Annotated in this window: 16 protein-coding genes; 8 read left to right on the top strand and 8 right to left on the bottom strand. The window is 71.2% G+C overall.

The features are described 5' to 3' along the window. Positions 1-223: 223 nt before the first annotated feature. Positions 224-1,456: an Ig-like domain-containing protein gene (locus ACIO3R_RS35580; protein WP_385032361.1), complete on the bottom strand. Its 1,233-nt coding sequence runs from the start codon at positions 1,454-1,456 to the stop codon at positions 224-226. A 153-nt stretch (positions 1,457-1,609) separates the two neighbouring features. On the opposite strand from ACIO3R_RS35580, the gene glgX reads away from it, so the two are divergent. After that, positions 1,610-3,862 carry a glycogen debranching protein GlgX gene (glgX, locus tag ACIO3R_RS35585; protein WP_385032358.1) on the top strand — a complete coding sequence of 751 codons (2,253 nt, stop codon included), beginning with the start codon at positions 1,610-1,612 and terminating at the stop codon, positions 3,860-3,862. Between the two features lie 10 nt (positions 3,863-3,872). Here the strand turns inward: glgX and ACIO3R_RS35590 are convergent, their stop codons facing one another. From ACIO3R_RS35590 to ACIO3R_RS35605, 4 genes are read right to left on the bottom strand one after another with little or no spacing between them, the layout of a single operon-like run. Then, positions 3,873-4,523 carry a response regulator gene (locus ACIO3R_RS35590; RefSeq protein ID WP_402111146.1) on the bottom strand — a complete coding sequence of 217 codons (651 nt, stop codon included), beginning with the start codon at positions 4,521-4,523 and terminating at the stop codon, positions 3,873-3,875. A gap of 36 nt (positions 4,524-4,559) precedes the next feature. Next, on the bottom strand, positions 4,560-5,834 hold the full coding sequence (locus tag ACIO3R_RS35595) for a sensor histidine kinase (protein ID WP_402111148.1): 1,275 nt from the start codon (positions 5,832-5,834) through the stop codon (positions 4,560-4,562). 48 nt (positions 5,835-5,882) lie between these two features. Continuing rightward, complete coding sequence (locus ACIO3R_RS35600; RefSeq protein WP_385032349.1) at positions 5,883-6,671, bottom strand: ABC transporter permease; 789 nt, start codon at positions 6,669-6,671, stop codon at positions 5,883-5,885. A gap of 1 nt (position 6,672) precedes the next feature. Continuing rightward, positions 6,673-7,611 (bottom strand): ABC transporter ATP-binding protein, encoded by a 939-nt coding sequence (locus ACIO3R_RS35605; protein WP_385032346.1) that lies wholly within the window; start codon positions 7,609-7,611, stop codon positions 6,673-6,675. Between the two features lie 312 nt (positions 7,612-7,923). Here ACIO3R_RS35605 and ACIO3R_RS35610 point away from each other — a divergent pair, with 312 nt between their 5' ends. Together ACIO3R_RS35610 and ACIO3R_RS35615 are read left to right on the top strand one after the other, a co-directional pair. After that, positions 7,924-9,813, top strand: a complete 1,890-nt coding sequence (locus ACIO3R_RS35610) for an ABC transporter ATP-binding protein (protein WP_402111150.1) — start codon at positions 7,924-7,926, stop codon at positions 9,811-9,813. Then, positions 9,810-11,711, top strand: coding sequence for an ABC transporter ATP-binding protein (locus ACIO3R_RS35615; protein WP_402111151.1), 1,902 nt, complete (start codon positions 9,810-9,812; stop codon positions 11,709-11,711). Before ACIO3R_RS35610 ends, ACIO3R_RS35615 begins: the two co-directional genes overlap by 4 nt. A 74-nt stretch (positions 11,712-11,785) precedes the next feature. On the opposite strand, the gene ACIO3R_RS35620 is transcribed toward ACIO3R_RS35615, so the two are convergent. Beyond that, positions 11,786-13,375, bottom strand: a complete 1,590-nt coding sequence (locus ACIO3R_RS35620; RefSeq protein WP_402111153.1) for an MFS transporter — start codon at positions 13,373-13,375, stop codon at positions 11,786-11,788. A gap of 138 nt (positions 13,376-13,513) precedes the next feature. Between ACIO3R_RS35620 and ACIO3R_RS35625 the strand changes: the two genes are divergently transcribed. Together ACIO3R_RS35625 and ACIO3R_RS35630 are read left to right on the top strand one after the other, a co-directional pair. Continuing rightward, on the top strand, positions 13,514-14,425 hold the full coding sequence (locus ACIO3R_RS35625; protein ID WP_385032333.1) for a TetR/AcrR family transcriptional regulator C-terminal domain-containing protein: 912 nt from the start codon (positions 13,514-13,516) through the stop codon (positions 14,423-14,425). A gap of 161 nt (positions 14,426-14,586) precedes the next feature. Further along, entirely contained in the window at positions 14,587-16,632 is a 2,046-nt protein-coding gene (locus tag ACIO3R_RS35630) for a M4 family metallopeptidase (protein ID WP_402111155.1), read from the top strand. 81 nt (positions 16,633-16,713) lie between these two features. On the opposite strand, the gene ACIO3R_RS35635 is transcribed toward ACIO3R_RS35630, so the two are convergent. Further along, complete coding sequence (locus tag ACIO3R_RS35635) at positions 16,714-17,931, bottom strand: alginate lyase family protein (protein ID WP_385032327.1); 1,218 nt, start codon at positions 17,929-17,931, stop codon at positions 16,714-16,716. A gap of 215 nt (positions 17,932-18,146) precedes the next feature. Beyond that, positions 18,147-20,747, bottom strand: a complete 2,601-nt coding sequence (gene glgP, locus ACIO3R_RS35640; RefSeq protein ID WP_385032324.1) for an alpha-glucan family phosphorylase — start codon at positions 20,745-20,747, stop codon at positions 18,147-18,149. A gap of 762 nt (positions 20,748-21,509) precedes the next feature. Between glgP and ACIO3R_RS35645 the strand changes: the two genes are divergently transcribed. The 3 genes from ACIO3R_RS35645 to ACIO3R_RS35655 all read left to right on the top strand — a co-directional run bounded on the left by ACIO3R_RS35645 (position 21,510) and on the right by ACIO3R_RS35655 (position 26,892). After that, positions 21,510-23,549 carry an alpha-1,4-glucan--maltose-1-phosphate maltosyltransferase gene (locus ACIO3R_RS35645; RefSeq protein WP_402111157.1) on the top strand — a complete coding sequence of 680 codons (2,040 nt, stop codon included), beginning with the start codon at positions 21,510-21,512 and terminating at the stop codon, positions 23,547-23,549. Next, a complete protein-coding gene (gene treS / locus ACIO3R_RS35650; protein ID WP_363026886.1) occupies positions 23,546-25,252 on the top strand; it encodes a maltose alpha-D-glucosyltransferase in 1,707 nt (568 codons plus the stop codon). The genes ACIO3R_RS35645 and treS overlap by 4 nt, the downstream gene beginning before the upstream one ends. A 239-nt stretch (positions 25,253-25,491) precedes the next feature. Continuing rightward, positions 25,492-26,892: a phosphotransferase gene (locus ACIO3R_RS35655; RefSeq protein ID WP_402111159.1), complete on the top strand. Its 1,401-nt coding sequence runs from the start codon at positions 25,492-25,494 to the stop codon at positions 26,890-26,892. The last annotated feature ends 3 nt before the right edge of the window (positions 26,893-26,895 follow it).

A 26,895-nucleotide genomic window follows, 5' to 3' on the forward strand; every position in this document is an offset into this window, starting at 1 on the left:
CCCACGCGCTGCATATGCGCGCTCAGCGAAAGATAATCACACCGGCTGCGGACAGATCTCCCCCGGGATGTCACCATTCCGTCCCAACTGGTTCAGGACTTCGCCTGGTGGGGAGTGGTACCGGCGGCGGTGGGCGGACACGACGACGGCGCGGCCGCACCGGCCGCGCCGTCCGGACGGCTCCGGGGCGGAGCCGAGGTGTGCGCGGAGGAGCGGGGACGGGTCAGCGCACGGCGGAACCCGCCTTCCACTGGGTCCAGTTCAGATTCCAGCCGCTCAGCCCGTTGTCCGGGGCGACCTTCTTGTCCTTGGAGTTGACGACCTCGACGACATCCCCGATGAGCGTCCGGTCGAAGAACCAGCCCGCCGGGGTGGACCCGCTGCCGCCCTGCTCGTCGCGGAGCCCGATGCAGCCGTGGCTGACGTTGGTCGAGCCGAAGATGTCGTCGTCGGACCAGTAGTTGCCGTGCAGGAAGGTGCCGGACTCGGTGAGCCGGATGGCGTGCGGCACGTCCTTGATGTCGTACTCGCCGCCGAAGCCCACGGTCCGCCCGTCCATCCGGGTCACCTCGTGCATCTCGCTGACCACCATCTTGCCGTTGTACGTGGTCGTCGTCGGGGAGCCCGCCGTGATCGGGACCGTGGAGACGAGCTGCCCGTCCCGGCGCACCTCCATGGTGTGCGCGGCCGAGTCCACCCGGGAGACCTGCTCCCGGCCCACCGTGAACCTGACGGTCTTGTGCTGGCTGCCGTACGCCTGCGGCGCCCCCTCCACATCGCGCAGCGCCACCTCGACGGTGACCTCGGTGCCCGGCTCCCAGTAGGCGGCCGGACGGAAGTCCAGCCGGTCGGCGCCGAACCAGTGCCCGGCCACCTCGACCGGCGGATCACTGGTCACCCGGATGGCCCGCTGCACGGCCGCGCGGCGGGTGATCGGACGGTTGAACTCGAAGGAGACGATCATGCCGGTGCCGACCGTGGACCGGTTCTCCGGCTTGAAGTAGCCGATGAAGCGGTGTTCGGGCACCACTGTGGTGAAGGTGGTGTGGCGGGCCGACCGGTGCCCCGCGCCGTCCAGAGCCACCGCGTCGACGCTGTACTTGGCGGCGAGCCCGAGCCGGCCCGCCGTGCCCTGCGGCGTCCACGAGAGGCCGTCCTTCGCGATCAGGCCCCTCACCTCCTGCTCCTGCGCGTCCTCGATCCGGGTCACCTTGACGCTCTCCAGCCGCCCGTCCGGGACCTTCACCTCGACCTTGCTGTCAGGTTTCACACCTTCGGCCCTGTCCTGCGGGGTGATCCGGATCGCCTCCTGCGGCGACCGGGACTTCCCGCCGATGATCGAGCCCGTGCCCGAACAGCCGGTCAGAACGGCCAGCAGGGCCAGTACGGCGAGCAGTCCCGAGCGTGTCAGCACGGGGACCGGGCTCGCGTCTGCCTTCTTCGCTACGTGGTTCACGTCCCCCCAACGACAGGGGCCGCTCGGGGGAAACGTGAGTGCGGGGCCACTCGTGGGCAGAACAGAGGGGAGACCACACGCCGGGAGCAGCGGCCGGGACGCCGCGCGCTCCCTTTCCGTGCCGGTCCCCCACGAGCCGCGGGAGGCGAGCAGGTGTCGAGCGCAGCCGAACAGGAGACCGCGCCGAAGACGTGTCCGGGACCGCCCGGACAGGCGGTGGAACGGCCGGCCACCGCTCCGGCCGGCCCCGGACAGCGGCCGCCCGCCGTGTGGCCCGGTACGCCGACGCCGCTCGGAGCCCGCTTCCGGGTGGGGCCCGACGGGGTGGCGGGCACCAACTTCGCGCTCTGGGCGGGCGGGGCGGAGGCCGTGGAGCTGTGCCTCTTCGAGGCGGACGGCACCGAGACCCGGCTGCCGCTGACCGAGCTGACCCACGAGATCTGGCACGGCTTCGTGCCCGGCGTGGGAGCCGGGCAGCGCTACGGCTACCGGGTGCACGGCCGCTGGGACCCGTGGACGGGCGCCCGCTGGAACGCGGCGAAGCTGCTCCTCGACCCGTACGCCCGTGCGGTGGACGGGTCCTTCACCCTTCCGGCCGAGGTGTACGGCCATGTGAGGGACTGGCCCCAGCAGCAGGTCGCCGACACCGTGCGCGACGAACGGGACTCGGCCCCGTACGTCCCCAAGGGGGTGGTGGTCCACGAGGACGACGACTGGGCCGAGGACCGGCGGCCCAAGACCCCCTGGGCCGACTCCGTCATCTACGAACTCCACGTCCGCGGCTTCACCAAGCTCCACCCGGACATCCCCGAGGAGCTGCGGGGCACCTACGCCGGACTCGCCCACCCCGCGGCCGTCGGCCATCTGAAGCGCCTCGGGGTGACGGCCGTGGAGCTGCTGCCGGTGCATCAGTTCGCCCACGAGGACCATCTGCTCCGGCGCGGGCTGCACAACTACTGGGGCTACAACTCGATCGGCTACTTCGCCCCGCACGCCGGCTACTCCGCCAGCGGCACCGCGGGCCGGCAGGTCGGCGAGTTCAAACGGATGGTCCGCGCCCTGCACGACGCCGGGATCGAGGTGATCCTCGACGTCGTCTACAACCACACGGCGGAGGCGGGCGAGCTCGGCCCGACGCTGTCACTGCGCGGCATCGACAACCGCGGCTACTACCGGCTCCAGTCCGACGCCCGCAGATACGCGGACTACACCGGGTGCGGCAACACCCTGCACGTGGTGCAGCCGAACGTCCTGCGGCTGATCACCGACTCCCTGCGGTACTGGGTCACCGAGATGGGCGTCGACGGCTTCCGCTTCGACCTGGCGGCGGCGCTCGCCCGCTCGATGCACGACGTCGACATGCTCTCCCCGTTCCTCGCGGTGATCGCCCAGGACCCGGTGCTGCGCCGGGTCAAACTGATCGCGGAGCCGTGGGACGTCGGCAGCGGCGGCTACCAGGTCGGCGCCTTCCCGCCGCTGTGGACCGAGTGGAACGACCGCTACCGCGACGCCGTACGGGACTTCTGGCGCGGCGCGCTGCCCGACGTACGCGATCTCGGCTACCGGCTGACCGGATCGAGCGACCTGTACGCGTGGGGCGGCCGCCGCCCGTACGCCTCGGTCAACTTCGTCACCGCGCACGACGGCTTCACCCTGCGCGACCTGGTGAGCTACGAGCAGAAGCACAACGAGGCCAACGGCGAGGGCAACCGCGACGGCACCGGCGACAACCGGTCCTGGAACTGCGGCGCCGAGGGCGAGACCGACGACGCCGGCGTCAACGCGCTGCGCCGCCGCCAGCTGCGCAACCTGCTCACCACCCTGCTGCTGTCGACCGGGGTGCCGATGCTCGTCGCGGGCGACGAGATGGGCCGCACCCAGGGCGGCAACAACAACGCGTACTGCCAGGACAACGAGGTCGGCTGGCTGGACTGGTCACTCCTGGAACAGCCGCAGTGGCGGGAGCTGACCGAGCTGACGGCCCGGGTGCTGGCCCTGCGCCACACCCACCCGGTGCTGCGCCGCCGGGCGTTCTTCTCCGGCCGGGCGCAGTCCCCGGACGGGCTGCGGGACCTGGCGTGGTTCACCCCGCAGGGGACCGAGATGACCGAGGGGGACTGGTACGCACCGGCCGCGACGGTGGCGCTCTACCTCTCCGGCCGCGACATCCCGGGCCGGGACGCCCGGGGCGAGCCGGTGACCGACGAGAGCTTCCTGGCCGTGCTGCACGCCGGTGACCGCCCGGCGGACCTCCGGCTGCCGGGAGCGCCGTGGGCGCAGAGTTACGAACTGGTCCTGGACACGTCGCGGGAGGACCAGTCCACCGCACCGGGCACGGTCCACCGGGGCGACACGGGCCTCATGGTGCCCGCGAGATCGGTGCTGCTGCTGCGCGTACGGGAGTGAGCCCGGCCGCTCAGCCCAGAATGCCGCGGTCGTAGCCCACGGCGACGGCGGCCGCGCGGTCCTTGGCGCCCAGCTTGGCGAAGACATGGGTGAGATGGGTCTTCACCGTGGCCTCGCTGATGAACAGCACGGCGGCGATCTCCCGGTTCGAGGTCCCCCTGGCGACGAGTTCGAGCACTTCGCGCTCACGCGCGGAGAGCGTCTCGCCGCCGGGCCGGACGGGGGCGCGCACCCGCGAGACGAGACGGGAGGCGATGGCGGGCGACAGGACGGTACGGCCGTCGGCGACGGCGCGCACCGCCGTGAACAGGTCCTCGCGCGGGGCGTCCTTGAGCAGGTACCCGGTCGCACCGGCCTCGATCGCGGGCAGCGTGTCGGAGTCGGTGTCGTACGTGGTGAGGACCAGGACCCGGGAGCGGGCGCCGCGCCGGGTCAGTTCGGTGATCGCCGCGACCCCGCCGCCACCGGGCATCCGGAGGTCCATCAGGACGACGTCGGGATCGAGCCGGAGCGCCATCTCGACGCCCTCGACACCGTCCGGCGCCTCGCCGAGCACCCGGAACTCCGCCGCGGACTCGAACATGCCCCGCAGCCCGTTCCGTACGACGGGGTGGTCGTCGACGACGATCAGCGTGATGACGCGTGCGGGTTCCTCAGCCATAGCGGCCCACCGTACTGTGCGCGCGGCGGTGCCGTCTCAGTCGTCGCGGACCAGCGGGACCCGGGCGCAGACCGCGGTGCCGAGGCCGGGTCCCGTCTCCACCTCGACCGTGCCCGCGATGCGTTCGGCGCGCGCCCTCATGCCGCCGAGCCCGAATCCGCCGGCGCCCCGGTACGGCGGCAGCGCGGCCGGGTCGAAGCCGCGGCCGTCGTCCCGTACGTCGAGGGTGATCTCGTCGCCCATGTAGGACAGGGTGACGCCCGCCCGGGTCGCGGCGGCGTGGCGGCCGGCGTTGGCGAGCGCCTCCTCGGCGATCCGGAGCAGGGTGGCGCCGACCTCGTCGTGCAGCGGCTCGGCCGTGCCGGTGACGGTGAAATCGGCGCGGACGCCGGTCCGTTGCGACCAGGTGGTGACCGTCTTCTTGAGTGCGCCGGGCAGGTCGTCGTGCTCCAGCGCGGCGGGGAGCAGGTTGTGCACCGAGCGGCGTGCCTCGCCCAGGCTGTGCCGGGCGAGGGCGGTGGCCCGGACCAGGTGTTCCCCGGCCAGCTCCGGATCGGTGGCGGCGGCGGACGTCACGGCCTGGAGCTGGGCGATGATGCCGGTCAGCCCCTGGGCGATGGTGTCGTGGATCTCGGCGGCCATCCGCCTGCGCTCGTCGGCCACCCCGGCCTCGCGGGCCTGGACGAGGAGTTGGGCGTGGAGTCCGGCGTTCTCCGCCATGGCCTGTTCGAGCCGGGCGTTGGCCGACTCCAGTGCGGTGATGGTGTCGGACTGGGTACGGACCTGCTCGGCCTCCCGGTTGCTGATCTGCGCGAAGACCATGGTGAGGGTCCCGTGCAGGATGAAGAGGATGCCGAAGGCGATCCAGTTCATGAGGCCGGCCGGCGGCAGGCCGCTGCCGCACTGCGAACCCGCCATGATGACGGCGGTGGCCAGCATTCCGGCCCGCATGGCCCGCCGCGGAAGCAGCCGGCCCGCGTCGAAGTAGCCGAGCGTCGCGAAGATGGAGAAGAACGGGTTGCACCAGGTCAGCGCGGAGGCCAGAAGCGTGCGGGCGACGAAGTAGAACAGCGCCGCCCGTGACCCCGGCCCGCAGGGGTCGCGGCCCCGCCAGAGCTGGAGGACGAGCGCCACCGGAACGAGAACCGCGACCGCGTACACGTCCGCGCGGGACATGATGAGCTCGCCGGTCACGGCCGAGACCCCGGTGGCCAGGCCGAGCAGTCCGTACGGTCCGTACCGGAAGAACCGCTCCCACCACTGCTCGGCCGTCGCCACCCGGATGACGGCTTCCCGCTCCCCCGCACTCATGACTGAAGTGTCCCCCGCACCCGTGGCCGACGTCTCTCCCCGGACCGTCTACTCCCAGCGGAAGTTGCGGACCGCGACCCCCGCCGCCAGTACCGTCCACAACGCCACCGCACCGAGGTACGTCCAGCTCGGCCAGTCACCGGAGGCGGCCCGGTCCAGCGCCTGGGAGGCCGCGCCGAACGGGGTGGCCTGGACGATGCGCCGCAGGGTGTCGGGCATGGCCTGCACCGGCACCCAGACGCCCGCGGTGAACATCATCGCGAAGAAGACGACGGAGCCGAGGGCCGCCGAGATCCTGGTGGTGCGGGAGACCGCGCAGACCAGTGCGCCCAGCGCCAGCACACAGGCCACGGCGAGCAGCAGCGCCAGCAGATAGCCGAAGGGCTGTCCGGGCAGCCGCACCCCGAACGCGATCCGGCCGACCGCCATCACCAGCAGGGTGGAGCCGAGTGCCGCGGCGCCGTGCAGGACGATCTGCGCACCGAGGAGGGCGGCGGGCCGTACGGGGGTGGTGGACATGCGGCGCAGGATGCCGCGCTCGCGGTAGCCGGTCAGTACGGGCGGCATCGCCTGCAGACCGGCCATGATCATGGCGAGCAGCACCGCCACGGGGACGTACAGGTCGATGACGCGCCGGCCGCCGAGTCCGTCGTCGTGCTCCCGGAAGGACGGGATCAGGCCCAGGATCGTCATCAGTACGGTCGGGAAGACGAGGATCCAGAACAGGCTGCCGGGTTCGCGCAGGAAGAGCCTGGTCTCCGCCCTGAGGACCGCGAGGGAGGCGCCCGCCGGGGCGGTGCGCGGGACGTGGCCGGTGTCGGTGTTCGCTGTGGCCATCTCAGACCGCCCGTTCTGTGAGTGCGTGCCGCTCGGCGGGTCCGGGGTGCTCGGTGAGGTCGAGGAAGGCGTCGTCCAGGGTGGCGTCGGCGACGCGCAGTTGGTGCGCGGTGACGCGGAGCCGGGCCAGCAGCGAGATCACGGCGTTGACGGTCTCGTCGGTGCCGTCGATGACGATGCGGCCGTTACGGGTCTCGCACGAGGCCGCACCGGGCAGCCGCGCCAGTTCGGCGTCGTCGAGCGGCCGCGAGGGCGTGAAGGAGATGACCGTGGAGCTGCCGGCCCTGGCGATCAGCCCGGACGGGGTGTCGAGGGCGACGACCCTGCCCTTGTCGATCACGGCGATCCGGTCGCAGAGCCGCTGGGCCTCCTCCATGAAGTGCGTGACGAGCAGGACCGTGACGCCGCTCGCCCGTACCTCCTCGATCAGTTGCCAGGTGTCGCGCCGGGCGCGCGGGTCGAGCCCGGTGGTCAGCTCGTCGAGGACCACGACCCGGGGGTTGCCGACGAGCGCGAGCGCGATGGACAGCCGCTGCTTCTGACCGCCGGAGAGCCGGCCGAACCGGGTGGTGAGCTTGGTGTGCAGGCCCAGGCGCTCCGCGAGCGGCCGCCAGTCCGCGGGGTCCGGGTAGAACGCGCTGTACAGTTCGAGCACCTCCCCCACCGTGATCTTGGGCTGGAGTTCGCTCTCCTGGAGCTGGGCGCCGAGCAGCAGCGTCACCCGGTCGTGGTCGGCGACGGGGTCGAGCCCGGCGACCCGGACCGTACCGGAGTCGGGGACCCGCAGTCCCTCGACGCATTCGACGGTGGTGGTCTTGCCCGCACCGTTGGGGCCGAGAATCCCGAAGATCTCCCCCTCGTCGACGGAGAAGCCGACCCCGTCCACCGCGGGGCGTCCGGCGTAGGCCTTGTGCACCCCGTCCACTTCGATGATTGCCATGTCCACGAGCATCCCGGCCCCGGCCCGCACGCGGTATCCGCCATCGCGCTCGAACCGGCATCAGCCGATCGGTTGATGCCTCGCTACGACCGCTGTACGCCCCGGCCCCGGTACGCGGCGGAAGGCCCGTTCGCCGTCGGCGTCGTGGTCGTCGCCCTCCGGCGCGTGGGCCACGGCTGCGCGGATTCCGCGACCGGCCGTCCCTCCCCCGGGGCCGACCAAATATCGGCTGCGGTGATCACGGCGTCAAGCGGGTTCCGGACGGGAAAAGCAGATGAGCGATGTCAGTGGTGAACCGTAGGCTCGCCCCTGATGCCCGAAGAACACGCAGAGCCCAAGGACCGGTCCGTCGCACGCTCCCTGATGCGGCTGTGGCCGTACGTGAGACCGGTGCGGGCCCAGTTGTCCGGCGCGGTCGTGATCGCGGTCGTCGCCTCGTGCCTCGGCCTGGTGATCCCGCTGGTGCTGAAGTGGATGGTCGACGGCCCGGTCGCCGACCGGGACCCCGGCGGCGTCTGGCTCGGGGCGCTGTATCTGCTGCTGCTGGGGATAACGGAGGCGTTCCTGTTCGGCCTCCGGCGCTGGGTGGTGGCGCGTCCGCTGGCCGCTGTCGAGGCGTCGATGCGGGCCGCGCTCTACCGGCATCTGCAACGCCTGCCGGTCGCCTTCCACGACCGCTGGCCGTCGGGCCAGTTGCTGTCGCGCGGCACGACCGACCTGATGCTGGTGCGGATGTTCCTGGCCTTCCCGCTGACCTATCTGGTGGTCAACTCCACCACGATCGTCGTCGGTTTCGTGATCCTGCTCGGCCAGGAGTGGACGCTCGGCCTGGTGCTGCTCGTCCCCGTCGTGCCGCTGATGATCGCCTGCTCGGTCTTCGAGGCGAAGTACTCGCTGGCGGCGCGCAGCGCCCAGGACCAGGTCGGTGATCTCACGACGGTGGTCGAGGAGAGCGTGCTCGGCATCCGGATCGTCAAGGGCTTCGGCCGGCACCGCAGCCAGGCCCTCGCGTTCCGCGCCCTCGCGCAGCGGCTGCGGGCCACGGAGCTGGACAAGGCGCGGCTGCTCGCGGGCATCTGGGCCCTCATCACGACGATCCCAGAACTCGCCGTCGGGGCGGCGCTGGTGCTCGGCACGATCGAGGTCGCGGACGGCGGGCTGTCCGCGGGCACGCTGGTCGCCTTCCTCTCCACGGCGCTGGCGCTGCGCTGGCCGGTCGAGTCGATCGGCTTCCTGCTGGCGATGAGCCAGGAGTCGGCGACGGCGACCGAGCGGTTCTTCGAGGTGATGGACGTGGCCGAGGAGGAGGAGGAGTCCGCGGCGGACCGGCCGGCGGCCGGGAGCCCGTCCGGTGGCCCCGCCGAGGACGCCGCCGGGGCGGGCGGCATGGTCTTCGAGGGGGTCCGGTTCCGCTACCCGGACGCGGCGGAGGGTTCCGCTCCCGTGCTGGCCCGGATCGATCTGCGGATCCGTCCCGGCGAGACGATGGCCCTGGTCGGGGCCACGGGCTGCGGCAAGACCACGCTCACCGCGCTCGTGCCCCGGCTGCACGAGGCCACTTCGGGGCGCATCACCCTGGACGGCGAGGACATCACCGCGATGCCGCGCGAGCGGCTGCGGGAGCTGGTGTCCGTGGCGTTCGAGGAGCCGACGCTCTTCTCCGCGAGCGTCGGGGAGAACGTCCTGATGGGCGCGGAGGGCGCCGGCGAGGACGAGCTGCGGCGCGCCCTCTCGGTCGCGCAGGCCGACTTCGTCCACGACCTGCCGCACGGGATCGACACCCAGGTCGGCGAACAGGGACTGAGCCTCTCCGGCGGTCAGCGGCAACGCCTCGCGCTGGCCCGCGCCGTCGTCGGCCGGCCGCGCTTCCTGGTGCTCGACGACCCGCTCTCCGCACTGGACGTGCACACCGAGACGCTGGTCGAGGCCGCGCTGCGCAGCGTGCTGCGGGACACCACGGCGGTGGTGGTGGCCCACCGGCCGTCCACCGTGATGCTCGCGGACCGGGTGGCGCTCCTGTCGGAGGGCCGGATCAGCGCGGTCGGCACCCACCAGGAACTGCTGCGCGGCAACGCCGAGTACGCCTGGCTGATGTCCGGCGCGGGAAGCCCGGCCGGCGAGGACACGTACCCCGGTGGCCCCGGCCCGAGCGACGACACCCTGGGCACGAACGCCCCTGCCGAGGAGGGCAGCAGCCGATGACCAGCACCACGACGGGACGGCCCACGGAACCCGGCGACGGCGGGGACGGCGGCGAGAGGACCGCGTCGGTCCCCGGCGTCCAGGACCCGGCGCGCACCCCGGCGCCCCGGGACTCCTTCGACCGCGACGACCTGCCCGCCCCCCGCGGCGCGACGCGCGAGCTGCTCGTCTCGCTGCTCCGCCCGCACCGCGGCCGGGTCGTGGTGGCCGCGCTGTTCCTGCTGGTCCAGCAGCTGGCGGTGCAGGCCGGTCCGCTGCTCGTCGCGTACGCCATCGACAGCGGGGTGCCCGCGTTCCGGGACAAGGACTACGGGCCGCTGATCGCCGTGGGCATCGGCTACGCCCTGTGCTCCGCCGGCGCGGGCGCCATGCAGTACGCCTTCATCCGGGCCTCGGCCGGCGTCAACCAGGACGCCCTGCTCGATCTGCGCGGCCGGATCTTCCGCCATGCCCAGGCCCTGAGCGTGGACTTCCACGAGCGGTACACCTCGGGCCGGCTGATCTCCCGCTCCACCACCGATGTGGAGTCGCTGCGCGAACTGCTCAGCGAGGGGCTCCAGGAGCTGATCGGGGTCGTCCTCTCCTTCGTCTCGATCTCCCTGGTGCTGCTCTGGCTGGACTTCGCGACGGGCGCCGTCGCCGTGCTCTCCTTCGCCCCGCTGTATCTGCTGGTACGGCAGTACCAGCGCCGGGCAGGAGTCATCTTCGCCGCCCGGTCGACGGCGATCGCCGCGGTCATCGTGAAGTTCGCGGAGACGATGAACGGCATCCGCCCCGTCCAGGCGTTCCGCCGGGAGGCGGTCAACGACGCGGCCTTCCGGAAGCTGAACCACGAGCACCGGCGCACGAACGGCGACGCGATAATCGAGAACGCGCGTTACGTCGTCGGCTCCCGGCTGATCGCCAACACCGCGGTGGCCGGAATCGTGCTGTGGGGTGCCTACCGTGTCGCCTCCGGCACCCTCGCCCTCGGTGTGCTGGCCGCGGTGGTGCTGTATCTGCGGCGGCTCTACGACCCGATCGACCGGCTCAGCATGTTCCTCAACTCCTACCAGTCGGCGGCGGCGTCGCTGGAGAAGATCGCGGGTCTGCTGGCCCAGACCCCGACGGTTCCCGAAGCCCTGGAGCCGCGGGAGCTGCCGCCGCTCGCGGGTGAGCTCCCGGGCCGCGAGGTGGTCTTCGACGCGGTGAGCTTCGCCTACCGCACGGGTGGTGAGGTGCTGCCCCGCTTCGATCTGACCGTCCCCGCCGGCCAGACGATGGCCGTGGTCGGTTCGACGGGCGCCGGCAAGTCGACGCTCGCCAAGCTGCTGGCCCGCTTCTACGACCCGACCGACGGCCGGGTGCTGCTGGACGGCACCGATCTGCGGGACCTCGCCGTCCCCGAACTGCGGCGCGGGGTGGTGATGGTGACCCAGGAGGCCTTCCTGTTCTCGGGGACCGTCGCCGAGAACATCGCGATCGGCAGCCCGGACGCGAGCCGCGAGGAGATCGAGGAGGCCGCGAAGGCGATCGGCGCCCACGATTTCATCAGCGGTCTGCCCGACGGCTACGACACCGACGTGCGCAAGAGGGGCGGCCGGATCTCGGCCGGCCAGCGCCAGTTGGTCGCCTTCGCCCGCGCCCTGCTGGCGAACCCGGCGGTACTGATCCTCGACGAGGCGACCAGTTCCCTCGACATCCCGGGCGAGCGGGCGGTCCAGCGGGCGATGGACACGGTGCTGCACGGCCGCACCGCGGTGGTGATCGCCCACCGGCTGTCGACCGTGGAGATCGCGGACCGGGTCCTGGTGATGGAGCACGGCCGCATCGTGGAGGACGGATCCCCGGCCGAACTCATCGGCGGCACGGGCCGGTTCGCGGGCCTGCATCGCGTCTGGCGGGAGAGCCTGGTGTGAGCTGCCGCCGGACCGGCGCTCCGGTCCGGCCACCGCCCCGCGCTGCGCGTCCCGCTCCGGCCGGCCGCCGCATGTCATCGCACATCCGCGTCCACGTCCGCGTACCGAAGCCCTTCCTCCGGCAGGTCCGCGCTGGTCCGGTTACCCGGATCGGCCGACGCGGACCCGCCGGCCCGCCGCAGCACGACGACCGAGACCAGCGCGGCCACCGCCATCGCCGCGGCCGCGCCCGCCGCCGCCGTGTTCAGGCCGTGGGTGAAGGCCCTGAACGCGTCGGAGAGCAAGGCCTCCCGGTCCTGTGACGGGAGTTGCCGGGCCACGGCCACCGCGCCGCCCAGGGTCTCCCGGGCCGCGTCGGGGGCGTCCGGCACGGCGTCGGTCATGTCGCGCCCGTAGACGACCGCGCCGAGCGAACCGAGCAGGGCCATGCCCAGCGCTCCGCCGAGTTCCTGGCCCGATTCGAGGACGGCCGCGGCGGAGCCCGCGCGCTCGGGCAGGGCGGCGCCCAGGGCGAGTTCGTTGGCCAGGGTCATCGCCGCGACCAGGCCGCCCGCGTAGACGGCGGAGCCCGCCAGCGTCACCCAGAGCGGGGAGTCGGCCCGTGTCCCGGTGAGCGAGAGGAAGCCCGCCGCCGAGACGAGAAACCCGCCACCCATGACGTATCCGCGGTCCAGGCGTTTGGCGAGCGCTCCGGCGGCCGGTGCGGCGACGACGACGCCGAGGGACGGCACCACGCTCCACATCGCGGCCTCGAAGGGGCTCTTGCCGAGGACGGACTGCACGTACTGCGAGAAGAAGGCGGCGAAGCCGATCGTGGCGGCCATCGCCAGGAGGTTGACGAGGACCGACCCCCCGTAGGCGCGGCGGCGCAGGAGGGCGAGGTCGACCATCGGGTGGGTGAGGCGGCCCTGGCGGTGGACGAAGACGAGTCCGAGGACGAGGCCGACGGCGATGCCGAGGGCGGGCAGCGGCCGGTAGCCGTGCTTGGCGAGCTCCTTGATGCCGTGGATCACCGGCAGCAGCGCGGCGAGCGAGAGCACGGCGCTCAGGACGTCGAACCGCGCTCGCACGGGGCTGCGGGACTCCGGGAGCAGTACGGGCGCGAGGACGAGCAGGAGCGTCATCGCGGGCAGGTTGATCAGGAAGACCGCGCCCCACCAGAAGTGTTCGAGGAGGATTCCGCTGACGACCGGGCCGAGGGAGATCCCGGTGGCCATCACCGTCGTCCACAGCGCGACGGCCCGGGACCGCTGTTCGCGGTCGTGGAACAGGTTGCGGACGAGCGCGAGCGTGGACGGCATCAGGCAGGCGCCGCCCACCCCGAGCAGCGCGCGGGCGGCGATCAGCGCCTCCGGGGACCGTGCGAGGGCGGCCGCGAGGGACGCCGCGGCGAAGACGACCGTGCCGCCCGTCAGTACCTTGCGGCGGCCGATCCGGTCGCCGAGCGCCCCCATGGTGATGAGCAGCCCGGCCAGCACGAACCCGTACATGTCCAGGATCCACAGCTGCTGGGTGGAGCCCGGTTCCAGGTCGGCGCCGATGGCGGGCAGTGCGTAGAACAGGATGGAGACGTCCATCGAGACGAAGAGCAGCGGCAGCATCAGCACGCCGAGTGCGGTCCATTCACGGCGGCCCGCGAGGGCGGCCGGCGGTGAGGAAGTCATGCCGGGAGCACAGCAGTGGGCCCGCGTACACCACAAACAGTGCCGTAGTACATGGCCCGTCACCGGTCCGGGGCCGGGCCGACAGGGGCAGTTCAGGACGGTGTACGACGTCCTGGGTGCACTAGTACAGTCCGCTCCGTGCCGACCGAACCGCCCTACCTCAGGATCGCCGCCGAGCTGCGTCGGCGGATCGCATCGGACGAACTCGCCCCGGGTGAGCGGGTGCCGTCCACCCGCGCCGTCGTCCGGGAGTGGGGCGTCGCCATGGCGACGGCCACGAAGGCGCTGTCCGTGCTGCGCGCGGAGGGGCTGGTGCGGGTCGTGCCGGGCGTCGGCACCGTGGTCGCGGACCGTGTCCCGCCGCTCGCGGGCGCCGGGGACGGCTCCGCGCTGAACCGCGACCGGATCGTCCGGACCGCCGTCGGACTCGCCGACGCCGAGGGCCTGCCGGCGGTGTCGATGCGCCGGGTCGCGACCATCCTGGCCACGTCCACCATGGCGCTGTACCGCCATGTCCCGGGCAAGGCCGAACTGGTGCGGCTGATGTCGGAGGAGGCGCTCGGCGAACGCCCGCTGGGTCCCGTGCCGCAGCACTGGCGGACCGGTCTCGAGCTCGCCGCCCGCTGGCTGCGCGCGGTGTACGGGCGCCATCCGTGGATGGCCCAGGCGATGGCCTCCTTCACCCGGCCCACGGCGTCCCCGCACGCGATGCGGTACACGGAGTGGGTGCTGCGCGCCCTGAAGGGCACCGGGCTGTCCCCGCACGCCATGCTCCACACGCATCTCACCCTCTTCGCCTATGTCCAGGGACTGGCCCAGGCCGCCGACATGGAGGCGCAGGCGCTCCAGGACACCGGACTGTCCGACGAGGAGTGGATGACGCGGAACGAGCCACAGTTCGAAGCCGTCTCGACAGGTGGTCGCTTCCCGGTTCTCCTCAATCTTTTCGAACACGACGCGTTCGAGCTCGACCTCGACGTCCTCTTCGATTTCGGGCTGCGGAGGACGCTGGACGGCATCGCGGTGATGATCGGCGAAACGTCCGCTTAACGAACATGACCATTACGGCAACGGACGAATTCCGGCCATCTTGTTGACGCGCTCCTGACAGCAACACCTTTCTCCTGGCACTCTTCACCCCGTTCTGCGCACTGCCTGCTCTGCCCGGACGGCTCACCAGCCGCCGGTACCCCCTTGCAGAAGGAGTCCGCGTGAGATCCACGCCCAGCCGTCGTGCCACCGCGACCGGCGCTCTGATAGCCGCAGCAGCTCTTCTGGCCGCCGGAGTCCAGACCGGCACAGCCACCGCGACACCGGCCGGCACATCCAGCGCCGCCGCCGCCGAAGCCGCTGCAACCGCAGGTGCCGATCACGGTGCGCTGCCCCGGCAGCTCTCCCCCTCCCAGCGTGCGGAGCTGATCCGTGACGCGAACGCGAGCAAGGCGGCCACCGCCAAGGACCTCGGTCTCGGCTCGCAGGAGAAGCTCGTCGTCCGGGACGTCATCCAGGACAACGACGGCACCACGCACACCCGTTACGAGCGCACCTTCAGCGGGCTCCCGGTCCTGGGCGGCGACCTGATCGTCCAGGAGTCGAAGTCCGGCGCGACCGAGAGCGTCACCAAGGCCTCCAAGGCCACCACCGCCCAGCTGAAGGCCGTGGGCACGGCCGCGGAGGTCGCCCCGGCGACGGCCGAGAAGCAGGCGCTCGGTGCGGCCAAGGCCGACGGCTCGGACAAGACCGTGGCCGAGAAGGCGCCCCGCAAGGTCGTCTGGATGGCGAGCGGCACGCCGCAGCTCGCCTACGAGACCGTGGTCGGCGGTCTCCAGGAGGACGGCACCCCGAACGCGCTGCACGTCGTCACGGACGCGACCAGCGGCGCGAAGCTCTACGAGTGGCAGGGCATCGAGAAGGGCACCGGCAACACCGAGTACAGCGGGCAGGTGACCCTGAACACCTCCGGGTCGTACAACCTGACCGACACCACCCGTGGCAACCACAAGACGTACAACCTGAACCACGGTTCGTCCGGCACGGGCACCCTCTTCTCCGGCTCGGACGACATCTGGGGTGACGGCACCCCCCAGAACGCCGAGACCGCCGCGGCCGACGCGCACTACGGTGCGGCCGAGACGTGGGACTACTACAAGAACGTCCACGGCCGGACGGGCATCCGGGGTGACGGCGTCGGAGCGTACTCCCGCGTCCACTACGGCAACAGCTACGTCAACGCCTTCTGGGACGACAGCTGCTTCTGCATGACGTACGGCGACGGCAGCGGGAACGCCTCGCCGCTGACCGCGCTGGACGTGGCCGCGCACGAGATGACGCACGGCGTCACCTCGAACACCGCCGGCCTGAACTACAGCGGTGAGTCCGGTGGCCTCAACGAGGCGACCAGCGACATCTTCGCCACCGCCGTCGAGTTCTACGCCAACAACGCCAGCGACAAGGGCGACTACCTCATCGGCGAGAAGATCGACATCAACGGTGACGGCACGCCGCTGCGCTACCAGGACAAGCCGAGCCGGGACGGCATCTCCAAGGACGCCTGGTACTCCGGCATCGGCAACATCGACGTCCACTACTCGTCGGGCCCGGCCAACCACTTCTTCTACCTTCTCTCCGAGGGCAGTGGCGCCAAGACGATCAACGGCGTCTCGTACGACTCCCCGACCTCCGACGGTCTGCCGGTCACCGGCATCGGCCGTGCCAAGGCCGAGCTGATCTGGTTCAAGGCGCTCACCACCAAGTTCAGCTCCACCACGAACTACGCGGGTGCCCGTACGGGCACGCTCGCCGCGGCCGGTGAGCTGTACGGCACGACCAGCGCCGAGTACACGGCGGTGGCCAACGCCTGGGCCGGCATCAACGTCGGTACCCGTCCCGGCGGCGGCACCGACCCCGGTGGCACGGTCTTCGAGAACACCACCGCCACGGCCATCCCGGACCACGGCTCGGCCGTCACCAGCTCGGTCAACGTCACCGGTCGTACCGGCAACGCCCCGAGCGCCCTCAAGGTCGGCGTGGACATCACCCACACCTACCGCGGTGACCTGGTCATCGACCTCGTCGCCCCGAACGGCACCACGTACCGCCTGAAGAACTCCTCGTCCACCGACTCGGCGGACAACGTCCAGACCACGTACACGGTGAACGCCTCCGCCGTGGTGGCGAACGGGACGTGGAAGCTGAAGGTCCAGGACGTCTACTCGGGCGACACCGGGAAGATCAACAGCTTCAAGCTCACCTTCTGAACCCAGCCGCACGGCACGCACCACAGCTGACGCGGTATCCCGCCCGGGAGGAGTACCCACTCCTCCCGGGCGGTTCCGTGCTCAGGAGGGGTTGTCCGCGTGGGTCAGCGTCTCCCAGGCGACGAACAGGTTGTCGGTCCCGGCGGGCCTGCGCTGCTCCGTGAGGGTCTGGGTGTTGGTCATCGCGATGCCCATCCGGTTGTGCAGCGCGTTGAACCCGACCTCGGTGACCGGGCCGAGGCTGTCCTTGAGCGATCCGCCGCAGAGCGACGACGGAACGGCCTCCCCCAGCTGGTACTTGGCGTGCAGCCCCAGCGCGTGGCGCAGCCGGTCGGCGATCTCCGGGTAGAGGTCCTGCCCCTGGATCCGGCTGGTCTCGGCGATGTGCGAGATGGCGGAGAGGCCGTAGCCGGTGTGGGTGAGGTCGCGGCAGGTCTCCTGCGAGAGCCCGTCCATGAAGGTCGACTGGCCCTGCCAGTAGTTGACGATCTTGTCGCGGGTGTCCAGTCCGCTGCCGGGCGCCGTCTTCGGCAGCGCGCCGTCCGAGGTCAGATAGATGTACGCGGGGACCCGTCCGCGGAACTTGGTGACCGCCTTGTCGTACGAGGTGCGGTCCTCCAGGAAGACCGAGATGCCGATCGCGGCCTCGGTCATGCTCAGTTCCCAGTTCCCGTTGCTGTTCGAGCCGTTGATGACCTTGGGCAGGTAGACGTCGCGGAGCATGGTGGCGAACCGGCCCGCGTTCGGCCAGCCGCTGTACGTGTACTTGATGATCTCGGCGGCACGTGGCCAGGAGGAGCCGGCCCAGCCGGTCTGGAGCGGGGCGTTGCTGTTGGTGTGGTCCTTGATCACGGCCGACCAGGCGTCCATGATCTCGACGGCCTTGGCGGCGTAGCGGCTGTCCTGGGTGATGTACCAGGCCAGCGAGAGCGTGTAGGCGGCTGTCGCGTCCTCGCGCTCGTCGGTGCAGCCGTAGTTGGGGTTGGAGTACGAGCCGCACTCCACGACGGCCCGGGGTTTGGCGGTCCGGGTGAGCGAGGCGTACTTGCTCGCCATCATCTGGTCGTACGCGCTCTTCCAGGGCTGGGCGCCGGCCCGCACCTTGGCGCGCACGAAGTCCAGCTGGGGACGGCTGACGAGGACGCCGGGGTGGGTGAAGGCGGCGGGGGCGGCTGCCACCGCCGGGGCCGGGTCGGGGGCGGCCCGGCCGGCCGAGGCCGGGGCCGTGGAGAAGCCGGTGATCAGTGCCGCGAGGGCGGTGGCGAGGCCGAGGCCGCGCCCGATGGTTCCGGTGCGCATGTGGGGGTGCCTTCCGGTGCGGAGAAGGTCCGGCAACTCGGCCCGAAACCAACGACGTTCACTCACGTGAACAATGGGCCGGGTGATGAACCCTGCGATGAGTGAGGAACTTAAATGCATCGCATGGACACGTCAAGCACATGTGTTCAGAAGACGAAGGGCCCGGCACCGGTGGAACGGTGCCGGGCCCCGGGGTCCGTCGTCGGGACGGGACGTCAGCGCATCACCAGACCCGCCTCGCCCGTGCCGTCCGCCGGCTGTGCCACCAGGCCGAGTTCGGCTCCGCCGGCCAGCAGCGGATGGGCCGGCAGCACCCGCACGGTGTACCCGTAGGGGCCGGTGCGGTCGAGGGCCAGCGGGCCGTCGTACAGCCAGCGGCCCTCCAGGTCCTGGCCCCCGGCCGGCTTCAGCGGGAAGATCTGGGCGTCCGTGAGGGAGTCGGCGGCGTCCACCCGGCCGGCCACCGCCTGCACCTCCACGTCGTCCGGCTCCAGCACCCCGAGGCTGATCCGGACCCGCAGCGCCAGCGTCGAGCCCAGCTCGGCCGAGCTGTCCGCCTCACTGGGCGTCACCGCCTCGACGTGGTCGACCGCCACCCGCGGCCAGGCCGCCCTGACCCTGGCCTTCCAGCCGGAGAGCTCCTGTGCGGTGGCGGCGTCCAGGGAACGCTGGGCGAGGGCCGCGGGGGCGTACAGCCGCTCCACGTACTCACGGACCATGCGCCCCGCGAGGACCTTGGGGCCGAGGGTGCCCAGCGTGCGCCGGACCATCTCGATCCAGCGCTCCGGGAGCCCCTCGCCCCCGTGGTCGTAGAAGCGGGGCGCGACCCGGTCCTCGATCAGCTCGTAGAGGGCGTTGGCCTCCAGATCGTCGCGCCGGTCCTCGTCCATCGCGGAACCGTCGGCCGTCGGGATCGCCCAGCCGAAGTCCGGCTCGAACCACTCGTCCCACCAGCCGTCGAGGACGGACAGGTTGAGGCAGCCGTTGAGGGCGGCCTTCATCCCGCTCGTACCGCACGCCTCCAGCGGGCGCAGCGGGTTGTTCAGCCAGACATCGCAGCCCGGGTAGAGCTTCTGGGCCATCGCCATCCCGTAGTCGGGCAGGAAAACGATGCGGTGGCGCACCCGGGGGTCGTCGGCGAACCGGACCAGCTCCTGGACCAGCCGCTTCCCGCTGTCGTCGGCCGGATGCGCCTTGCCCGCCACGACGATCTGGATCGGGCGATCCGGGTGGAGGAGCAGTCTCCGCAGCCGGTCGCGGTCGCGGAGCATCAGCGTCAGCCGCTTGTACGAGGGGACGCGGCGGGCGAAGCCGATCGTCAGCACGCCGGGGTCCAGGACGCCGTCGATCCAGCCGAGTTCGGCGGGTTCGGCGCCGCGCGTGCGCCAGGAGGCGTGCAGCCGCTGCCGCACCTCGGTCACCAGTTGTTCGCGCAGCGTGCGGCGCACGTCCCAGAGCTGCCGGTCGGGGATGGCGGCGGCGGAGTCCCAGCGCCCGGGGGTGCCCCCGGACTCGGTGCGCAGCCGGTAGATCTCGGGGGCGACCCAGGTGGGTGCGTGGACCCCGTTGGTCACGGAGGTGATCGGTACCTCCGGGGCGTCGAAGCCCGGCCAGAGCCCGGCGAACATCTCCCGGCTGACCGCCCCGTGCAGGGTGGAGACCCCGTTGGCCCGCTGGGCGAGCCGCAGACCCATCACGGCCATGTTGAAGACGCCGGGGTCGCCGCCGTCGTACGTCTCCGTGCCCAGGTGCAGGATGCGTTCGGCGGAGACGCCCGGCAGCTCTCCGTCGTCACCGAAGTGACGGGCGACGAGTTCGCGGTCGAACCGGTCGATCCCGGCCGGCACCGGGGTGTGGGTGGTGAAGACGGTGCCGGCCCGTACGGACTCGACCGCGGAGCCGAAGTCCAGGCCGCTGTCGGCGAGCTCCCGGACGCGTTCGAGGCCCAGGAATCCGGCGTGGCCCTCGTTCGTGTGGAACACCTCGGGCACCGGGTGGCCGGTGAGCCGGCAGTAGGACCGCACGGCGCGCACGCCGCCGATGCCCAGCAGCATCTCCTGGAGCAGCCGGTGCTCGCTGCCGCCGCCGTACAGCCGGTCGGTGACCTCGCGTTCGCCGGGGGCGTTGCCCTCCACGTCGGAGTCGAGCATGAGGAGCGGCACCCGGCCCACCTGGGCCTGCCAGATGTGGGCGTGCAGTGTGCGGCCGCCGGGGAGGGCGAGCACTACCTCGCTCGGTGTCCCGTCGGCTTCACGCAGCAGGGTGAGCGGCAGTTCGTTGGGGTCGAGGACGGGATAGTGCTCCTGTTGCCAGCCGTCCCGGGAGAGGCTCTGGCGGAAGTAGCCGTGGCGGTAGAGCAGGCCGACGCCGACCAGGGGGACGCCCAGGTCGCTGGCAGCCTTGAGGTGGTCCCCGGCGAGGATGCCGAGCCCGCCGGAGTACTGGGGCAGGGCCGCGGTCACCCCGAACTCGGGCGAGAAGTAGGCGATGGCGGCGGGCAGCTCGACGCCCTGCGCGACCTGTTCCTGGTACCACCGGGGGCCCTGGAGGTAGTCCCGGAGGCCGGCGGACACCTCGGCCAGCCGGTGCAGGAACGCTTCGTCCTGGGCCAGCTCGGCGAGCCGCCCGGCGGACACGGCACCGAGCAGGCGCACGGGGTCGCCGTCCGCCCCCCGGCCGGCCACCGGGTCGACGGCCTGGAAGAGCTCACGGGTCTCGGTGTGCCAGGACCAGCGCAGGTTGCGGGCGAGGTCGCTGAGCGGTTGAAGGGGATCGGGGAGGACGGGACGCACGGTGAATCGACGAATGGCCTTCACGTATTCCACCTTTACAGGGGACGTCCGGATCCGAGGGGACGCACCACGGTGTGCGCCGCTCCGTCACCCTCGACGTTAGCCGTGCACGGCACCCGGCAACCACGGCGCACGGCCGTCCGGCGGCGTGCGACCCCGGCGGGTCGACCGCCCCCTTCGCTCCGCCCTCCTGAGCACCACCGGCACTACTCGCCGCTCCAGGCCCGTCCGTCACAGGTGTTATGGCCGATTCCCTCACCTCGTACGGCCTTGTGGGCCTTCGCCGCACAGGGAAGGCTTCCCAGTGGCGCCCGCCGTCCCCGCGTGCGCCGGAATTCCGCAACCCCGCGCACGCGCGGCGGAGCCCGGCGCATTCAGAACGTCACAGATACGCCCGAGTAGTTAACAAACCACCGGATTGGCCCACCGGCATCCGTGGGAAGGCTTCTCCGGTACCCGGAACGAATGCGTTCGGATGAGAGTTCAAGGCAATCCGTCTCGGACCCACGGCCGGTTCGTCCGCCGTTCGGCGGCGATCCGCCCGCGGTTCGTATGCAATCGGGACGGCCCGCGCACATTCGGTCCACACCCGCGCACCACACCCTCGCCCCAGCCATTCGAGTGCCATTCGAGTGAACGCGGACAGGAGCGGCCATGCCCACATCCCACCAGTCGTCAACGGAGCAGCTAGAAAGGACGGAACCCGACCATCGCGGCGCGCGCGTTCAGCCCTCCGCACCCGCAACGCGCCCTGTTGAGTCCGAGCTCCAGTCCCCAGGTGATTTCATGATCGGTCGCATTCCCGTCCTCGACGTCCGTCCCCTCGTCGATTGCGGAAGAAGGCCCGCCAAGGCGGTTTCCGGTGAGACCTTCCAGGTCACCGCGACCGTCTTCCGCGAGGGTCATGACGCGGTCGCCGCCAACGTTGTCCTGCTCGATCCGAGCGGGCGCCCCGGCCCCTGGACACCGATGCGCGAGCTCGCTCCGGGCACCGACCGCTGGGGCGCCGACGTGACGCCGGACGCGGAGGGGCGCTGGACGTACACGGTCGAGGCCTGGAGCGACCCGGTGGCCACCTGGCGGCACACCGCCCGGATCAAGATCCCGGCGGGGATCGACACCGCGCTCGTCCTCGCGGAGGGCGCCGAGCTGTACGAACGGGCCGCAGAGGGCGTGCCCAAGCGGGACGGCCGCGAGGCGGTGCTGTCCGCGGTCGACGCCCTGCGCGACGCGTCGCGCCCGGCCGCCGCCCGGCTGGCCGCCGCGCTCGCCCCGGAGGCGGCAGAGGCGCTGGCCGGCCATCCCCTGCGTGAGCTGGTCACCGCCTCGCGCCCGCTCCCGCTCGTCGTCGAGCGCCGGCGTGCCCTGTTCGGTTCCTGGTACGAGCTGTTCCCCCGTTCCGAGGGCGCCAGGGCCGAACCGGTGAAGGCGCCGCGCAAGGGCCGCGCGGCGAAGGGGGCGGCGGTCCCGAAACCGCCCCGGATCGTCAGCGGCACCTTCCGCACGGCGGCCGAGCGCCTGCCTGCGGTCGCGGCGATGGGCTTCGACGTGGTCTACCTGCCGCCGATCCACCCGATCGGGACCACTCACCGCAAGGGCCCGAACAACTCCCTCTCCCCCGCCGCGCACGATGTGGGGGTGCCGTGGGCGATCGGCTCGGCCGAGGGCGGCCACGATGCCGTCCACCCCGATCTCGGCACCCTCGACGACTTCGACCATTTCGTCGGGACCGCGCGGAACCTGCGTATGGAGATCGCGCTGGATTTCGCCCTCCAGTGCTCCCCCGACCACCCGTGGGTCACGGAACACCCCGAGTGGTTCCACCACCGGGCGGACGGCACTATCGCCTACGCGGAGAATCCCCCCAAGAAATACCAGGACATCTACCCGATCGCTTTCGACAGGGATCTGGACGGAATCGTCACGGAGACCGTGCGCATTCTCCGGTTCTGGATGGATCACGGGGTGCGGATCTTCCGCGTCGACAATCCGCACACCAAGCCGGTGATCTTCTGGGAGAAGGTCATCGCCGACATCAACCGTACCGATCCCGATGTGATCTTCCTGGCCGAGGCATTCACCCGTCCCGCGATGATGCACGCACTCGCCACCATCGGATTCCAGCAGTCGTACACGTACTTCACCTGGCGCAACAGCCGGCAGGAAATCACCGAGTACGTGAGCGAACTGTCCGGTGAGACGGCTTCCTGCATGCGGCCCAATTTCTTCGTGAACACCCCCGACATCCTCCCCGGATACCTCCAGGACGGCGGCAGGCCCGCCTTCGAGGCACGGGCGGTGCTCGCGGCGACGCTCTCCCCCACCTGGGGGGTGTACGCGGGGTACGAGCTCTGCGAGAACACCCCGACCCACAGCGGCAGTGAGGAGTACCTCGACTCGGAGAAGTACGAGATCCGGCCCAGGGACTGGGAAGCCGCCGAGCGCGAGGGCCGGTCGCTGGCCCCGCTCATCACCACGCTCAACCGGATCAGGCGCCGCCACCCGGCGCTGCAACAGCTGCGTGACGTGCACTTCCACTCGTCCGACAACGACGCCCTGCTCGTGTACAGCAAACGCTCCGGTTCGAACATCGTTCTGATGGTCGTCAACCTCGACCCGCACCACACCCAGGAGGCGACCGTCTCGTTGGACATGCCGCGACTCGGCCTCGAACGGCACGAGAGCGTGCCGGTGCGCGACGAGCTCAGCGGCACTTCCTATCACTGGGGCAGGACCTTCTATGTGCGCCTTGAGCCGGGCGTGACGCCCGCGCACATCGTCGTCCTGCGACCGTCCCCGCCGACCGGAGGGTCACCCACACCATGATCGTCAATGAGCCCGTCCACGACACGTTCGAGGACACCCCGGCCAAGGACCGCGATCCCGACTGGTTCAAGCGTGCCGTCTTCTACGAGGTCCTCGTCCGTTCCTTCCAGGACTCCAACGGCGACGGCATCGGAGATCTCAAGGGGATCACCGCCAAACTGGACTACCTCCAGTGGCTGGGCGTCGACTGCCTCTGGCTGCCGCCGTTCTTCAAGTCGCCGCTGCGCGACGGCGGTTACGACGTCTCCGACTACACCGCCGTACTGCCCGAGTTCGGTGACCTCGCCGACTTCGTCGAGTTCGTCGACGCCGCGCACCAGCGCGGGATGCGCGTGATCATCGACTTCGTCATGAATCACACCAGCGACCAGCACGACTGGTTCCAGCAGTCCCGTACCGACCCCGAGGGTCCGTACGGCGACTACTACGTCTGGGCCGACGACGACAAGCAGTTCCAGGACGCCCGGATCATCTTCGTCGACACCGAGACGTCCAACTGGACCTTCGACCCGGTGCGCAAGCAGTACTACTGGCACCGGTTCTTCTCGCACCAGCCCGACCTCAACTACGAGAACCCGGCGGTGCAGGAGGAGATCATCTCCGCCCTGCGCTTCTGGCTGGACCTCGGGATCGACGGCTTCCGGGTCGACGCCGTGCCCTACCTCTACCAGCGCGAGGGCACCAACTGCGAGAACCTCCCGGAGACCCACGGCTTCCTCAAGCGGGTCCGCAAGGAGATCGACGCCAACTACCCCGACACCGTGCTGCTCGCCGAGGCCAACCAGTGGCCGGAGGACGTCGTCGACTACTTCGGCGACTACCAGGCGGGCGGCGACGAGTGCCACATGGCGTTCCACTTCCCCGTCATGCCGCGGATCTTCATGGCCGTACGCCGCGAGAGCCGCTACCCGGTCTCCGAGATCCTGGCCAAGACACCGGCGATCCCGTCCGGCTGCCAGTGGGGCATCTTCCTGCGCAACCACGACGAGCTGACGCTCGAAATGGTCACGGACGAAGAGCGCGACTACATGTACGCGGAGTACGCCAAGGACCCCCGGATGCGGGCCAACATCGGTATCCGGCGGCGCCTGGCACCCCTGCTGGACAACGACCGCAACCAGATCGAGCTGTTCACCGCCCTGCTGCTGTCGCTGCCCGGCTCCCCGATCCTCTACTACGGGGACGAGATCGGGATGGGCGACAACATCTGGCTGGGCGACCGGGACGCCGTACGCACCCCGATGCAGTGGACGCCCGACCGGAACGCCGGGTTCTCCTCCAGCGATCCGGGGCGGCTCTTCCTTCCCACGATCATGGACCCCGTCTACGGCTACCAGGTCACCAACGTCGAGGCGGCGATGGCCTCGCCGTCCTCGCTGCTGCACTGGACGCGCCGGATGATCGAGATCCGCAAGCAGAACCCGGCGTTCGGCCTCGGCTCGTACACCGAACTGCCCTCGTCCAATCCCGCGGTGCTGGCCTTCACCCGTGAGCACGGGGACGACCTCGTGCTGTGCGTGCACAACTTCTCCCGGTTCGCCCAGCCCACGGAGCTCGATCTGCGGTCCTTCAACGGGCGCCATCCGGTGGAGCTGATCGGCGGGGTGCGCTTCCCCGCCATCGGTCAGTGGCCCTACCTGCTGACTCTCGCGGGACACGGCTTCTACTGGTTCCGCCTCCGCAAGGACGCGCCGCCGAGCTGACCCGGAGCCGGCGCACAGGGTCGCGTGCGGGGCGGTTTCCGCCGCTCCGCACGGGGCACTCTCCCCCCATATCGAACGCTTCAGGACCCTTCCTGGGCCCTCCTGGCGTTTCGTTCCCTTCGAGTCGAGTCCGTACGGACCATCCTGACCCGACACGTCCCGCACAGCCGGACAGCCAAAGCCGCAATCCGGGACACTCTTCGCATCCTGTGGTGTGCCCGGGGAAAGGACGCGATGCCATGTCGGAGGCTGCATCCGCTCAGGTCGCCCTGGCGAACAGCACAGCCCTGCTCCCGTCTCTCGGACCGCTGCTCCATGAATGGCTGCCCCGGCAGCGGTGGTTCGCGGGCAAGGGACGGCCGATCACGGCCTTCTCGCTCGTGTCGGCGACCGAGATACTGCCGGTGGAGAAGTACGGCGGCACCGCCGCCACCGGCCCCGGGCTCCTGCACCTGCTGGTCCGGGTCCACCAGCCCACCATGCCCGCCCAGCCCCCCGTCGACTGCTACCAGTTGCTGCTCGGGGTACGTCCCACGCTGCCGACCCGGCTGGCACCCGCCCTCATCGGCCATGTGACGGACGGCCCGCTGGCCGGTCTGACCGTCTACGACGGACTGCACGACCCGCGCCTCGCTGCCCTGCTGCTGGAGCGGCTGCGCACCCCGGGCGGGCTCGGCGCCCTCCGGTTCGGCCGGGGCGCGGCACCGGTCCCCGCCGGACTCGCGCCCCGGGTGCTGGACACCGAGCAGTCCAACTCCTCGCTCGTCTACGGCGACGCCTACATCCTCAAGATCTTCCGCCGGGTGTTCCCCGGCACCAACCCCGATCTGGAACTGCCGCTCGCACTCTCCCGCGAGGGGTGCGGACGCGTCCCGGCCCCCGTCGCCTGGTTCGAGTCCACCGAGCCGGAACACCTCACGCTCGGGGTGCTCCAGCCGTTCCTGCGCGACGCGCAGGACGGCTGGCAGCTCGCCCTGCGCGCACTCGCGACGGGCCACGACTTCGGACCGGAGGCCCGCGCGCTGGGACGGGCCACCGCCGAGGTGCACACCGCGCTCGCCGCGGCGCTGCCCACCCCCGTGCCGCCCCGCGGCACGAGCGACGAACAGGCCGCGGGCATGGTGCGGCGGCTGGAGGCGGCCGCCCACGCGGTACCGGAACTGGTGCCGTACGTCCCCGGGCTGCGCACCGCCTTCGACGCCGTGACGGCACTGGGCGACAAGGGGCGGAGCTGGGCCGCCCAGCGGGTGCACGGCGACCTCCATCTCGGCCAGACCCTGCGCGGGACGGACGGCTTCTGGTCGCTGATCGACTTCGAGGGCGAACCGGCCCGCCCGCTCACGGAGCGCCGCAGCCCGCAGCCACCGGTGCGCGACATCGCCGGGATGCTCCGCTCCTTCGACTACGCGGCCCGCTCCCACCGCCCCTGGAACGCCGACTGGGCGGCGCGCTGCCGGTCCGCCTACTGCGACGGCTACGCGGAGGCCGCGGGCATCGACCCCCGCGGCGAACCGGAGCTGCTGCGGGCCCACGAGACCGACAAGGCGGTGTACGAGGTGCTGTACGAGGCACGGCACCGGCCCGACTGGCTTCCGGTCCCGATGGCCGCCATCCACCGCCTGGCCGCCGCCACCGACTGACCC

It is taken from the genome of Streptomyces sp. NPDC087428 (assembly GCF_044744085.1).
Classification (GTDB): domain Bacteria; phylum Actinomycetota; class Actinomycetes; order Streptomycetales; family Streptomycetaceae; genus Streptomyces.

Excerpts from the sequence above, each read along its gene's own strand:
- ACIO3R_RS35610 (WP_402111150.1), top strand. The coding sequence starts at position 7,924 with ATGCCCGAAGAACACGCAGAGCCCAAGGACCGGTCCGTCGCACGCTCC.
- ACIO3R_RS35600 (WP_385032349.1), bottom strand. The coding sequence starts at position 6,671 with ATGGCCACAGCGAACACCGACACCGGCCACGTCCCGCGCACCGCCCCG.
- ACIO3R_RS35605 (WP_385032346.1), bottom strand. The coding sequence starts at position 7,611 with ATGGCAATCATCGAAGTGGACGGGGTGCACAAGGCCTACGCCGGACGC.
- ACIO3R_RS35595 (WP_402111148.1), bottom strand. The coding sequence starts at position 5,834 with ATGAGTGCGGGGGAGCGGGAAGCCGTCATCCGGGTGGCGACGGCCGAG.
- ACIO3R_RS35620 (WP_402111153.1), bottom strand. The coding sequence starts at position 13,375 with ATGACTTCCTCACCGCCGGCCGCCCTCGCGGGCCGCCGTGAATGGACC.
- ACIO3R_RS35655 (WP_402111159.1), top strand. The coding sequence starts at position 25,492 with ATGTCGGAGGCTGCATCCGCTCAGGTCGCCCTGGCGAACAGCACAGCC.
- ACIO3R_RS35615 (WP_402111151.1), top strand. The coding sequence starts at position 9,810 with ATGACCAGCACCACGACGGGACGGCCCACGGAACCCGGCGACGGCGGG.
- ACIO3R_RS35635 (WP_385032327.1), bottom strand. The coding sequence starts at position 17,931 with ATGCGCACCGGAACCATCGGGCGCGGCCTCGGCCTCGCCACCGCCCTC.
- ACIO3R_RS35590 (WP_402111146.1), bottom strand. The coding sequence starts at position 4,523 with ATGGCTGAGGAACCCGCACGCGTCATCACGCTGATCGTCGTCGACGAC.
- treS (WP_363026886.1), top strand. The coding sequence starts at position 23,546 with ATGATCGTCAATGAGCCCGTCCACGACACGTTCGAGGACACCCCGGCC.
- ACIO3R_RS35645 (WP_402111157.1), top strand. The coding sequence starts at position 21,510 with ATGATCGGTCGCATTCCCGTCCTCGACGTCCGTCCCCTCGTCGATTGC.